This window comes from Bacillus multifaciens, assembly GCF_030756675.1.
GTDB classification, from domain to species: domain Bacteria; phylum Bacillota; class Bacilli; order Bacillales; family Bacillaceae_G; genus Bacillus_A; species Bacillus_A multifaciens.
Map to the genome: position 1 here is coordinate 26205 of NZ_JAVBXD010000001.1, position 12946 is coordinate 39150.

The 12946-nt window shown below is 35.8% G+C and carries 17 protein-coding genes and 2 riboswitches; of the genes, 6 read left to right on the forward strand and 11 right to left on the reverse strand.

The annotated features are described in order from the left end of the window. Positions 1–3 precede the first annotated feature (3 nt). From Q9306_RS00140 to Q9306_RS00150, 3 genes are all read right to left on the reverse strand, one after another. On the reverse strand, positions 4–363 hold the full coding sequence (locus Q9306_RS00140; protein WP_306193973.1) for a hypothetical protein: 360 nt from the start codon (positions 361–363) through the stop codon (positions 4–6). A gap of 265 nt (positions 364–628) precedes the next feature. Further along, the gene (locus Q9306_RS00145) at positions 629–1138 is read right to left on the reverse strand and encodes a GNAT family N-acetyltransferase (protein WP_306193975.1); all 510 of its coding nucleotides are present in this window, start codon (positions 1136–1138) and stop codon (positions 629–631) included. Positions 1139–1418: 280 nt separating this feature from the next. Beyond that, positions 1419–2165 (reverse strand): hypothetical protein, encoded by a 747-nt coding sequence (locus tag Q9306_RS00150; RefSeq protein WP_371932277.1) that lies wholly within the window; start codon positions 2163–2165, stop codon positions 1419–1421. A 129-nt stretch (positions 2166–2294) separates the two neighbouring features. On the opposite strand from Q9306_RS00150, the gene Q9306_RS00155 reads away from it, so the two are divergent. Further along, positions 2295–2975: an AAA family ATPase gene (locus tag Q9306_RS00155; protein ID WP_306194619.1), complete on the forward strand. Its 681-nt coding sequence runs from the start codon at positions 2295–2297 to the stop codon at positions 2973–2975. 38 nt (positions 2976–3013) lie between these two features. On the opposite strand, the gene Q9306_RS00160 is transcribed toward Q9306_RS00155, so the two are convergent. From Q9306_RS00160 to Q9306_RS00170, 3 genes are all read right to left on the reverse strand, one after another. Beyond that, on the reverse strand, positions 3014–4189 hold the full coding sequence (locus Q9306_RS00160) for an acetyl-CoA C-acetyltransferase (protein WP_306193981.1): 1176 nt from the start codon (positions 4187–4189) through the stop codon (positions 3014–3016). Between the two features lie 140 nt (positions 4190–4329). After that, complete coding sequence (locus Q9306_RS00165) at positions 4330–4779, reverse strand: NUDIX hydrolase (RefSeq protein WP_306193984.1); 450 nt, start codon at positions 4777–4779, stop codon at positions 4330–4332. 127 nt (positions 4780–4906) lie between these two features. Then, positions 4907–5200, reverse strand: a complete 294-nt coding sequence (locus tag Q9306_RS00170) for a DUF3928 family protein (protein ID WP_306193986.1) — start codon at positions 5198–5200, stop codon at positions 4907–4909. A 304-nt stretch (positions 5201–5504) separates the two neighbouring features. Here Q9306_RS00170 and Q9306_RS00175 point away from each other — a divergent pair, with 304 nt between their 5' ends. From Q9306_RS00175 to Q9306_RS00185, 3 genes are read left to right on the forward strand one after another with little or no spacing between them, the layout of a single operon-like run. Then, entirely contained in the window at positions 5505–5975 is a 471-nt protein-coding gene (locus Q9306_RS00175; RefSeq protein WP_306193989.1) for a hypothetical protein, read from the forward strand. Positions 5976–6007: 32 nt separating this feature from the next. Next, entirely contained in the window at positions 6008–6304 is a 297-nt protein-coding gene (locus Q9306_RS00180) for a hypothetical protein (protein WP_306193992.1), read from the forward strand. A gap of 43 nt (positions 6305–6347) precedes the next feature. Continuing rightward, on the forward strand, positions 6348–6965 hold the full coding sequence (locus Q9306_RS00185) for an ImmA/IrrE family metallo-endopeptidase (protein ID WP_306193994.1): 618 nt from the start codon (positions 6348–6350) through the stop codon (positions 6963–6965). 15 nt (positions 6966–6980) lie between these two features. Here the strand turns inward: Q9306_RS00185 and Q9306_RS00190 are convergent, their stop codons facing one another. Genes Q9306_RS00190 through Q9306_RS00200 form a run of 3 tightly spaced genes read right to left on the reverse strand, consistent with a single transcriptional unit; the run spans position 6981 to position 8874 of the window. Further along, complete coding sequence (locus Q9306_RS00190; RefSeq protein WP_306193995.1) at positions 6981–7718, reverse strand: DUF1129 domain-containing protein; 738 nt, start codon at positions 7716–7718, stop codon at positions 6981–6983. 20 nt (positions 7719–7738) lie between these two features. Next, positions 7739–8500 carry a DUF1129 domain-containing protein gene (locus tag Q9306_RS00195; RefSeq protein WP_306193996.1) on the reverse strand — a complete coding sequence of 254 codons (762 nt, stop codon included), beginning with the start codon at positions 8498–8500 and terminating at the stop codon, positions 7739–7741. 41 nt (positions 8501–8541) lie between these two features. Next, positions 8542–8874: a PadR family transcriptional regulator gene (locus Q9306_RS00200; RefSeq protein WP_306194621.1), complete on the reverse strand. Its 333-nt coding sequence runs from the start codon at positions 8872–8874 to the stop codon at positions 8542–8544. A 198-nt stretch (positions 8875–9072) separates the two neighbouring features. Here Q9306_RS00200 and Q9306_RS00205 point away from each other — a divergent pair, with 198 nt between their 5' ends. After that, complete coding sequence (locus Q9306_RS00205; protein ID WP_306193998.1) at positions 9073–9849, forward strand: 3-hydroxybutyrate dehydrogenase; 777 nt, start codon at positions 9073–9075, stop codon at positions 9847–9849. A gap of 257 nt (positions 9850–10106) precedes the next feature. Here Q9306_RS00205 and Q9306_RS00210 read toward each other — a convergent pair whose 3' ends face one another. Together Q9306_RS00210 and Q9306_RS00215 are read right to left on the reverse strand one after the other, a co-directional pair. Continuing rightward, the gene (locus Q9306_RS00210) at positions 10107–10268 is read right to left on the reverse strand and encodes a YvrJ family protein (protein WP_306194000.1); all 162 of its coding nucleotides are present in this window, start codon (positions 10266–10268) and stop codon (positions 10107–10109) included. A 196-nt stretch (positions 10269–10464) separates the two neighbouring features. Beyond that, positions 10465–10609, reverse strand: a riboswitch (SAM riboswitch). 63 nt (positions 10610–10672) lie between these two features. Then, the gene (locus Q9306_RS00215) at positions 10673–11464 is read right to left on the reverse strand and encodes a carbon-nitrogen family hydrolase (RefSeq protein WP_306194001.1); all 792 of its coding nucleotides are present in this window, start codon (positions 11462–11464) and stop codon (positions 10673–10675) included. A 94-nt stretch (positions 11465–11558) separates the two neighbouring features. Here Q9306_RS00215 and Q9306_RS00220 point away from each other — a divergent pair, with 94 nt between their 5' ends. Then, complete coding sequence (locus Q9306_RS00220) at positions 11559–12758, forward strand: pyridoxal phosphate-dependent aminotransferase (RefSeq protein WP_306194003.1); 1200 nt, start codon at positions 11559–11561, stop codon at positions 12756–12758. Between the two features lie 51 nt (positions 12759–12809). Continuing rightward, positions 12810–12916: riboswitch (SAM riboswitch) on the forward strand. Positions 12917–12946 lie beyond the last annotated feature (30 nt).

A 12946-nucleotide genomic window follows, 5' to 3' on the forward strand; every position in this document is an offset into this window, starting at 1 on the left:
GTGTCATTTGACCTTTTTCTCATTATTTCCCTTATAAAACAACATTCCATAAACAATCGTTCCAAACATAATACAAAATAATAATATGAATGCCCGTTTAATTAATACAATATGCAATCGCAAAATGTCTTGAACATTCTCACCGTTATAGTATCCACAAACATAGAAAAAAACAAATATCAATATAAATATATAAATTTTATGTTTATAAAAATAATGTGCAATACTCATCCCGATTCCAAATAATACTCCGATATATACAATTTCATATAGAAGATGAATAAGTGATACTTGCTCGATTCGTTGTAACATATATAATAACCCTATTTGAAAACAAACCGCTAATATAACTCCGATCAACACCGTGAATCCCCTCACGGATTGTCTCCCCTTTCACTCTATTCACTTCATTATATTCACGAAGTGATAAAACGAATGGGGGGGTGTATTATATATAAATCCACTTTGACTTTTCAACATTTAGATTGCTATGCAGAAAAATAGATTCTGCTACTTTCTTTCTCTCTTTGTTTGAACTTCGCATAGACCCTGACCGCTTCTACGCATGGTCAGACGCTCTCGCCCACCTAAAAAGAAAAGTGTTTTATGTCATTTTTTTAACTTGGATTTATATAAGAAGATTTTCTATATCTTTCCAGCCGTATGCAATTTCTTCTACGTGTAATTCTTCAATTTGTTTCTTATCTACACAAGAGCCTTGTAATGCTTCATAAAAATATTTAGAAGGATTACTTGCCACTACCCAAACAAGCATAGAACAACAGCCATTCTCATATAAATCCGCGGCTACCGCTTTTATTAATTTTTTTCCAAGTTGATTACGCTGATATTCTTGTAAAATATATATCGCATATAACTCTCCATCATATTCATAACTACCCGTTCTTTCTTTCCCGCCATCTGCAAAACCGATAATTTTCCCATCAATTGTTTTAGCAACATAGACATGCGACTGCTGTTCCTTTAATATTTTTAGCCATAATGCCTCCCGTTTCTCATACGACTTTTTATCTAATACTTCTTTCGGCATAATACCATCATACGTTTCTCTCCAACTATCAACATGAACACGTGCGAGTTCCTGTGCATCATTTACATTTGCTTTAACAATATACATTTTTTCCTCTCCCTGCTAATCACTATGTACATATAAATTCTCTATACAACGACATATTCCCTCTCCTACTCTATAAATCCATATTCATTTCTCAACATATAATTCACCGCTATGCAGAATACATCATAACCTGTACTCGCTTGCTGTTCTCTTCGCTTTTACTTCGCATGTGGCAGGAAGATTCTATGCACTGCCAGATCATCTCATCCTCCCTAACAAGAAAGGGGTTTTTATGTCGTTTTTTTAACTTATATTTAACAACAAAAAAACCATTTCACTATTATAGTGAAATGGTAAATGTTTGCGGTTCTGCTATTTTTTCATGTGTGTCTCCTGCCGCCAATGTATCTGTTGTAAAAGAAACAGTTTTTACTTTTTCTTTAGGATCACTTAGTAAAAGTCCAATTAAGCCATCCCTTGTTTCACCTGGAATATAATCCTCTCTCGATACACTTTTTGTACCAACAAGCGTATCTTCCGCATATAAAAAGTTTTTCGTTGGTACATGAAATGGTTGTGTTTCATTTACAGTTACATCATTCATAGAAAAGAACTGCATCTCTTTGTCACCTGTGTTTTCAACCTTATATGTAATTTCAATATATTTAGCAGTATCACCAATATCTTGTCCACTTAATGATGCATACAATTCTGCCTCCGTTTGCTCCAATGTCTTACCTAAGCGGCGTTGCACTTCTTCTGGAGTTAATTTTGTATACATTTTTAGCATTTCTTTTGTTTCGGTTTCCATATTTGATAATGTAATCACTCTAACATTATCTACATAGATTTTCATTGTTCCAACTGTAAATGTTTCATTTACATGTTTGATTTGTTCTAATTTTAAAGTCCCCCAATTTTTTTGCTTAATCTCTTGCCCTACTTTTATTAGTTGTAAACCGCCATATTCATTCGTCTCAGGAATAGCCTGTTTCTTCGGCTGCTTCACTTTTTCTTGCTGGGCACACCCACTTAAAATTATAAGAATGCTACATAAAATATAAAATACATTCCTGATTTTCATCATCTTTCTCCTGTCATTACATTCTATGAAACTATCATTTCATATACTATTATACTATATATATCCATTTTAATTATTCCCCATATAATTGACTGCTATGCATGCCTATATAAATACAAATAAAAAAACGACATAAAACCATCATTCTCTGTATATCCCTTTTCCTTGCCTGTTGTTCGTTCACTACAATCGTTATCCTTTCATCCAAAGGTCACTTATATTATAGGAGAAAACGGAACCGGGAAATCCACATTATTAGAAGCAATTGCCACTGCGTGGGGATTCAATCCAGAGGGGGGGACGAAAAATTTTCGTTTTTCGACAAACGCGTCTCATTCTGACTTACATGAATATCTCACACTCATAAAAGGTTTACGAAAACCGAAGGATGGATTTTTTCTTCGTGCAGAATCTTTTTATAATGTTGCGTCTTATATTGATGAAATAGATGCCATTCACTCTTATGGAGGTACCTCCCTTCATGAACAATCTCATGGTGAATCATTTTTCTCTGTATTTATGAACCGCTTTTCTAGTAACGGACTATATATTTTAGATGAGCCCGAAGCCGCCCTATCACCGATGCGCCAACTTTCTATGTTAATTCGAATGCACGAACTCATTGATGAAGGCGCACAGTTCATTATAGCTACACATTCTCCGATTTTAATGGGATATCCTGATGCAACTATGTATTCCTTACATCAGGAGAAGATACAAGAAATTACATTAGAAGAAACTGAACATTATCAAACGATGAAACTCTTTTTTGAAGATCGTGAAAGACTATTCCATCATCTATTCCGTTCATAAACAAAACCAGCTAGTAGACACACTAGCTGGTTTTGTTATTATAATGCTTCTATAAATAAAGCTACTCCCATACCGCCACCGACACAAAGAGAAGCAATCCCTTTTTCCAATCCTCGTCTTCTTAATTCATGAATCAAGCTTACTGTAATACGTGCTCCTGTACACCCAATTGGATGACCAAGACCAATTCCACTGCCGTTTACATTTACTTTTTCACGATTTAAGCCTAATTCTTTCTCTACTGCTACATACTGTGCAGCAAATGCTTCATTAATTTCAAATAAATCCGCATCATTTACTGACCAATTTACATTTTGCAGTCCTTTTTGAATTGCCGGCACCGGCCCTATCCCCATAAATTTAGGATCTACACCTGCTACAGAGTATCCAACAATTCTCGCTAATGGTTGAAGCCCTTTTTCTTTCGCTTTTTCTTCACTCATTAAGACTAACGCTGCACTTCCGTCATTAATACCCGATGCGTTTCCTGCTGTTACTGTTCCATCCTTGCGAAAAGCTGCTTTTAAACCCGAAAGTTTTTCTAACGTAATATCTGCACGAGGATGTTCATCTTTGGAAACGACAATCTCTTTTCTCCGTTCCTTCTTCGTAATCGGAACAATTTGCTCATCAAAATAGCCCGCTTCGATTGCATGAAGAGCACGTTGATGACTTAACAACGCTACTTCATCTTGTTCTTCGCGAGAAATTTCATATTGTTCGGCAAGATTTTCCGCAGTTTCTCCCATCATAATATGATGGATTGGATCTTCTAGCACTTCCCACACCATATCACGGATTTCTCCATGTTGTAGTCGTTGTCCCCAGCGGTTCTCTTTTAATACATATGGACTAGAGCTCATCGCTTCTACTCCCCCTGCAACAACAACATCGCTTACACCTAATTGGATTTGCATTGCTGCTGAAATTAGCGCTTGCATACCTGAAGCACATTGACGCTGAATTGTATAACCAGTAACCGTATCAGGAAATCCGGCCATAAGAGCTGCTGTTCTTGCTGTATTTGCCTCATCTGTTCGCTGAATACAGTGACCTAAAATCACTTCATCTACTTCACTGGGCGACACACCGCCTCTTTTTACAGCTTCCTGTAATACAGGAACTATAAGTTCAGTTGGTTTTACATTTTTGAAAACTCCTCCAAATGTTCCAATCGGTGAACGAACTGCAGCTGTGACAACTACATTACGCATCGTGTACTTTCTCCTCTCTTATGTATCCTAGTGAATTTTGGATGAAATACCACAAGATGCATATCTATGTCTATTATATTAGGAAGTAACTAAAAAATCAAAATATTTAACAAAGTAAAAATAGAAAGATAATTCCCTTCCTATTCTGTCAATGCTATTAAAAATTTCCGAAAGATTTTTTCTGTTGTTATATTCAATTTCGGTAACTTATCAATTGGAAAATATCGTATATCCAATCCTTCTTCATCACATTGTATTTCACCGTACACACGATGCGCTTGAAATACGTTGATTACATTATAAATTTCGTCTCCATGCGGATAACGATAATATAAGTCTTGACCAGAGAGCACACCTAGAAACTGTAAAGATTCGACTTGTAAAGCTGTTTCTTCTCTTAATTCTCTCTCTGCGGTTTCTTCAATTGTTTCTCCTAACTCCATTGCTCCACCTGGCAATCCCCAATCATATGTATCAGAACGAAGTTGTAATAATACTTCATTCTTTTCATTTAAAACTATAATTGCTGATCCTACTATTATAAGTGGTTTTGTTCCAACTAATTTTCTTAATTCCTGTATATACCCCATTATGTAACTCCCCTTTCTTTCCCTCTCCTATAATAGCAAAATTCTTTCTTAATTTGTTTGATACCTATAAAATATTTCCCTACACAAAAAGAGACTAACTCACATTAGCCTCTTCATTGCTTATTATCTAGCCAATATGGCTTTCGTATTTTACGTCTTCAAATGCTCTTTCAATCTCTTCATCTCGGTAATGGACATATGTAAAACGTCCTAACTCTACTAAACGTGCAATTTCCCGCAATGCTTTTTCTTGTTCATACTTTTCTTTAATTGAGACGTGAACATAAAATTTCATAAGCGGATGTTCATACAACGCTTCGCCCACTTCCACATATACATTTTCTACCCCTTGTATAACTTGAACATAACTTGCAAATTGATAAACAGCTTCACGATCTGAAACAATTTTTAATGTATACATGTTTTTCCCCCCTTTTCTTTTACTATAACAAAAAATGGGTATATAAACGTGTCGAAGTTTGACTATTTTCTGACTTCTTTTCACCAATTTTCATCATACTATTCAGATGTCATAAAAACACAAACATAATTTATTATTAAAACTGCTCACAAATTCATGTGAATTTAATAAATTATTAGTAACTCATGCTATAACAGGATAAAAAACCGCTTTAAACGATAGTTCATTTGTCCATACACATTCTCTCTTTTCACATAAAGTATGGTATAGACATTTTCTGTAGTTATTAAAGGAGAGGATTCTGTTGTCTTATTATTATTATGATCGCTGCCGAAGAAGAATCCAGTATGATCAACCTGATCAATCTGATCAATCTGAATCACAAGAAGAACATACAAAGAAGCATACACATAATCATAACGTTGCTCAGATTTCAGATAGTGGAAATTCTCAGGTGAATTTAAACGTAGACTCTGATATAGATACTGATACAACTGCTACTAATCAGCAGTCTACTGATGTAGGACAGGGACAGGGACAGGAGCTGGCACAAGGTCAAGGTCAGGCACAAGGTCAAGGTCAATTGAATACAGATGTTACAAACCAATTATTAACGGCCCTGCTCCCATTTTTAACAAACGTTTTAAATAACGCTACTCAATCCTCGCAAAATAATCTAAATCAAAATAATCAAAATCTAAATCAAAATCAAAATCATAATCATAATCTAAATCATAATCTAAATCAAAATAATCAAAAAGGAATAGGCTACTAAACAGTAGCCTATTTTGGTAAGGAGGATTAATTATGATGCGGCGAAATAGCTCCAATATTTCAAACAGCGGAAACTCTAATGTGAATATAACCGTAAACGTCGATACAAGCTCTATTGCCTATGCCATGATGTGTTATTGGCATACGAGCGGGATGATTACGGATGAACAGTTCACCCATATGATAACTAATTTTAACAGTTTACTAAACAAAGAGGACGCTATCCTTCCGCAGCTCTTATCAAATAAAGAATATTCTCCGTACGTGATTCGGCAAAAAAACAATGTAAATACATTAAAAACATTTATCCCTCCTTTTTTTAATCGTTAAGTATATTTCGATAGAAAAATCCATAATATTTGAGGTGTCTCCTATGTATCCTTACATTAATATATGTATTTGCACTACTCCTGGATCTCATATTGACAACGACCGCATTGCTAGGGATATTGCAATTGCTGAATACATTTGGCATCCTATCATATTTAAAATTAAAGATGTCAGTGTTCTAGATGAACTATATCGTTTTCATGATGGTGAAATTAGTTACGTATCTTCGTTAAAATCACAACCAAAGTTGGCCTCTTTATTTGCTAAATGTTCTGAGCATGCGTCGCAATGCGATATTTATATTTGTTATATTGGCAGTGATTATTTTCAAGAACACTCTGTAATCGCTTGTGCCTATTCCATATCAATTCGTAATCAAATTAAAGGTTACATTGTATTAACAAACTCAGCTTCAGCTTCGAAGAACATATACACACTTGCCCACGAAATCGGTCACATTTTATTCACACGCCGCGTACAAGATAAGCTTACAAATGCTGATCCTGAATGTCCAAACGGCTCCGAGCACCATCCTTCTCCTACGAATCTTATGCACTACATCATTCCTACCCCTCATAAATCACAAATAGATTCCTTATTAACAAATACCCAAAGAGAATTATCTTTACAAAGCCCTTTATTGCGTAAAGAAAAAAAATAAACGCTGTAGTTACGTCTACTTTTTATCTTTAAAATAGAAACATAAAATAAGAAAAGCTATTCCCATTAACCCAGGAATTCCCCAATATAAATTTCTATCTCTTAATTGATCAAAAAGAAACGGCGCAAGAATCATAACAATTAATATAAACAATCCACTCCAACCAATAAAGCGAATATTAATAATAGCAGCCAAAACAAACAACGTGATTCCAATGATATATCGCAACTGCCCAGCAATTTCAAATAACGTTGTCCCGTACCATTCATTAGAAAACATAAGGGTAAGAGATAATAATATAGGTGTTATAGCCATAATCGTTAATACTATATTTCGGTTCCATTTATTATTTTGAAAAAGCATGTTTCGTGCAAATAACACATTACCTATAAGTATGAAACATACAATAAGCGGATAGCCAATGAAACTAATAACAGATACTTTGTAAGGCTCATTCAAATTTCGAAATAATAAATCTGGAATTGTCCAATATGCGGTTACACTCATAATGAAAGTTACCAACAAAGCAAAATTTCTCTTCCTATCTATGTCCATTTCTCTTGCTAATTCATCTGCATATTGCTTTGGAGAACCTCCGAAAATATCGATTACTGTTTTCCCTTGCTGTTCTCCTTCTATTAAATGAAGCTCGGCGTCTTCTAAAAAAGATTTTATATCTTCTTCTTTTATTCCCTTTACCGTTAAATACGCTCCTGTATCTTCTAGAAACTGCTGTGATTCCCTTGAAAGCACCTTACTCCCTCCCATCTTAACTATCTTTGCACAATGTTTTGACGTTTAGAATCCCACATCATAAGCAGTACTAAGCTTCCATACGACACAATCGGCTCTAAATTTCCCCATCCCGTATTATTAATTTTAAAATATTCAAATACAAACATGATAAAAAGCAAAACAAATAATGTAAGTACCCCCATCCAGCTATTTAAACGAAAATTAATTATTATAGCTGCTGCAAATAATAAAAAACCAAGAATATAACTTTGAGTCGAGGTTAAAGAGAAAAACGGTGTACCATACTGTTTATTAAGTAGCATTAATCCAACAAGTAAAACCATTGGAATGACAGCCGTTACTACATATATAATAGAAAACTCTCTCAATTTACTTTGAAAACTGGAGCTACGAAAAGCAAAAATCATCCCTGCTATCATCAAGAATAAAACGATAGGATAGCCAATTAAATTAATAAGTGATACAGTGAATGGTTTCCCTGCATTTCGAAATACAAGTTCTGGAATCAACCAATAAGCTGCTGTTGCAATCACGAAAGAAATAAGTAAATTCCAATTTTCTTTCTTATCAACTTCCATCTCTTTAGCCAATTCTTCCGCATATTCTTTCGGAGAATCCCCAAAAATATCTATTACCGTCTTTCCTTCTTTTTCTCCTTCTATTAAATGAAGCTCGGCATCTTCTATAAAGTTATTTACATCTTCTTCCTTTATTCCTTTTGTTAATAAATACACTTTCATATCAACTAAAAATTTTTCTCCTTCTTTAGAAACTTGCATGTGATTCCCCCCATTTTTGATTTCCTTTCATCACGTCAGCATTATCGTTTCCTTCCTTTTCCCTCCAACAAGCGCTGTATACTACTTTGCATTGCTTCCCACCGTTCCATGAAATCATCTAGTGCATCTTCACCTTTTTCTGTTAATGTGTAATATTTTCGCTTTGGACCAGATGGCGATTCCTTCATCGTACTTGTAATCAATCCTTCTTTTTGCATGCGAATTAATAGCGGATAAATACTTCCTTCACTTGCCATTGTAAAACCATACTGTGCCAGTTTTTCACTCATTTCATATCCGTATATTTCTCCTTCAGAAATAATAGCAAGTAAGCATCCTTCCAAAATACCTTTTAGCATTTGACTCGTCGACATCATTCAAATCCTTCCTCTATCTTGCTTTACAAGATAGATAAGTATAAGTATCTTGCTTTACAAAATAGTATAGCAAACAGTATTTTGCAAAGCAAGATAGTATGCGTATTTTTTCCAAAAGATTGCAGGATTTCCCACTCCGTTTCTATAAATAGAGCATTAGAGCTAACTATATTCATAGAGGAGATGGAATAAAACATGTTTAGAAATCGCGTTGTATTTTTAACAGGCGCTGCAAGTGGAATTGGATATGAAATGGGAAAGACCTTTGCAAAAGAGGGAGCAACTGTCATAATTACGGATCGGTTAGAGGTCCGAGTACAAGAGGCAGTGAAACAATTAGAGAACGAAGGGTATAAAGTATTTGGAATGCAATGTGATGTAACAGTAGAACGTGAGATTGAACAAGCTACTTCTGAAACTGTTACACGATTTGGTTCACTTGATGTATTAATTAACAATGCAGGTATGCAATACGTTTCTCCAATTGAAGATTTTCCAACTGAAAAGTTTGAAATGCTAATTAAAATTATGCAAATTGCACCGTTTATTGCAATAAAACACGCATTTCCTATTATGAAAAAACAACGATACGGTCGCGTTATTAATATCGCTTCTATTAATGGTCTCGTTGGCTTTGCAGGTAAATCTGCATATAATAGTGCCAAACACGGGGTAATCGGGCTTACAAAAGTCGCGGCACTAGAAGGAGCTGAGTATGGTATTACCGTAAATGCACTTTGTCCCGGCTATGTTGACACCCCTCTTGTTCGTAATCAACTTCAAGATTTAGCTACAACAAGAAATGTCCCGCTTGAACATGTGTTAGAAGATGTCATTTACCCGCTCGTACCGCAACAACGATTATTACATACAGAAGAAATTTCAAACTACGCCTTATTTTTAGCAAGTGAAAAAGCAAAAGGAGTTACAGGGCAAGCTGTTGTCATTGACGGTGGTTATACTGCACAGTAAATGACAACAAACTATGTTTCTTCTATATCAAATTTAAAAACGGATTGTGCCTATTCCACACAATCCGTTTCCGTTACATATATAAACTTTATTTTTTTAACACACAAATCGCAACCATGCAGAATACAACATGTCTGCTCCCTTTGTTTTAAACCTGGCATGTGGCAGGAGAAAGACCTGACCGCTCCTATGCACGGTCAGACACTCTCGCCCTCCCCTAAAAAAAGAGGTTTTTATATCGGTTTTTCAATTTGCATTTACATATTTTCTTTTGGAGATTCATACCTTTGCATTTGCTTTGGTAGCTTCTCAATTGCAACAATAACGTTATCTAACTTACTTTCAATTCTATGAAGCAAGTATAGCGTAACAACAATCGGAAAACCAACATTACCAATAACTGATATCCATTCCTCCATCGTTGTCTCCTCCCTTCTTATTATAAATAAACAGAGAGGAAAAAAAGTGGTAACTAAAAACAAATTAAATCATTTCAGCTGTTTTTTCTGTTAATTGCTTATATCCCACTTTGATTCCCCCTCAATATATCAGGGCTTTTCATCATAAGAAAAACCCCTTTCTACAACGAAAGAGGTTTGAAGATTTTCTTCTCCCCTCTTATCTACCAGAAAGTCTCTTTCTGTTGGAATTAGCACCGTGCCTTACTAGGCGCCAAGTCTTGCGCCCCATTTTACAATGGTATTACGGTCGGTTGCCGGGTTTCATCGGGCCAAATCCCTCCACCTGCTCTTGATAAGAGTATATATAGTTGTCTGAATTTTTCGTTTCCGATTCTGACTATACCAAGAATAAAATTTGTTTGTCAATACTTTTTTGTCGTGTACAATTCTGGGCGCCGATCAAAAAAAACAGGAATCCCTCTACGCACTTCAGAAACCCTTTTTATATCTAGCGTTCCATACAAAATCGTTTCTGTTTCATCAGCCTCAGTAACGATTTCTCCCCAAGGATCAATAATAAGAGAATGGCCTGCAAATACATTATTAGGATCACTCCCCGCTCGATTACATGCTACAACATAACATTGGTTTTCAATCGCCCTTGCTTGAAGCAATACTCGCCAATGTCCTAAACGAACAAGCGGCCACTCCGCTACAACAAATAATACCGTTGCTCCATGCGCAGTATGAACGCGCATCCATTCTGGAAAACGAATATCATAGCAAATTGTCCCTGCACACGGTATGTCCTCCAATAGAAAATGCCCCGTTTCATTTCCAGCAATCAAATATTTATGCTCATCCATCAGTTGAAACAAATGCACTTTACTATATTCAGACACAATTTTTCCGTTTCGATCACTAATATACATCGTATTCATAACACCATTCTCTGTTTGCTTAGCAATTGAACCGCCGACAATATTTACTCCATTTTGCTTACTCCACTTTGATAATAAACCTTTTGTATCATTCCCATCTAGATCAGCAATATCAGGAAGACGCTGTAAATCATAACCTGTTGTCCATAACTCCGGTAATACAATAACATCTGGATTTCCCTTCATCGCCTCGTTTATTTTTGTTTCAGCATGTTCTATATTTTTTGCAACATCGCCAAAAGTGATATTCATTTGTACACACGCAATTTTCATTACTCTTTTCCTTCTTCCTTTTTATTTTTTTCTTTACAAAAAGTTGGAAAGATTATATCATTTTTCACTATAATTGCAACAATTTTCAAAAGAGGTGGAAAGTATGAAACATTTTCAACCTTCCGAGATATTAACATCATTACCAACTCAATTTTTTGCTTCTCTTGTCGCAAAAGTAAATGGAGTAATGCAAGCTGGTCATGATGTTATTAACTTAGGACAAGGAAATCCAGATCAACCAACACCAGCACACATCGTATCAGCATTACAACGTGCAGCCGAACATCCTATTCATCATAAATATCCGCCATTTCGAGGACTTGAAAGTTTAAAAGAGGCTGTCGCTACATTTTATGAGCGTGAATACGGTGTACAATTAAACCCGAAAACAGAAGTAGCTGTTCTATTTGGCGGAAAAGCTGGCTTAGTTGAATTACCGCTTTGTTTTACGAACCCAGGTGATACAGTTCTTGTTCCTGATCCAGGTTATCCAGATTATTTGTCAGGGATAGCCTTAGCAAAAACAAAGATTGCTGCAATGCCACTGCTAGCAGAAAATCAATTTTTACCTGATTATTCAAAGATTGATACACAAACTGCCGAGCAAGCAAAATTAATGTTTTTAAACTATCCGAACAATCCAACTGGAGCCGTTGCAACAACAAAATTCTTTGAGGAAACTGTATCGTTTGCAAACAAACATAACATTTTAGTCTGTCATGATTTCGCATATGGAGCGATCGGTTTTGACGCTAAAAAGCCGATTAGTTTCTTACAAATCGATGGAGCAAAAAATGTTGGCATTGAAATTTATACGTTGTCAAAAACGTATAATATGGCAGGGTGGCGCATCGCATTTGCCGTTGGGAATGAAAGTGTTATTGAAACGATTAACGTATTACAAGATCATATGTATGTTAGTATTTTTGGTGCCATACAAGAAGCTGCTCAAAAAGCGTTATTAAGTCCGCAAACTTGTGTCGAGGAACTTATAGAACGCTATGAATCTCGAAGAAATGCTTTCATTACTGCTTGCCGTTCTATCGGCTGGAATGTCACCTCTCCAAAAGGTTCTTTTTTTGCATGGCTTCCCGTTCCAGATGGCTATACGTCAGAGGAGTTTGCTGATGTACTATTAAACAAGGCACACGTTGCTGTCGCTCCAGGCATCGGCTTCGGTAAACACGGAGAAGGTTTTGTTCGTGTTGGCTTATTACATTCAGAGGAACGTCTTCAAGAAGCGGTTCAGAGAATTGCAGAGTTAAAAATTTTCAAAAAAACATTGACAACGTAAAAGTTCTCTGTCAAAATTCAATTATCAAAAATTTTAAACATTTCCAAATACTTCTTATCAAGAGCTGGTGGAGGGACGAGCCCGATGAAACCCGGCAACCGATCTACTTTATGTAGGCACGGTGCTAATTCTCGCAGCGTAATGCTGACAGATAAGGAGCTGGTTGTAAAAAAACCTCTCCTTAGCTG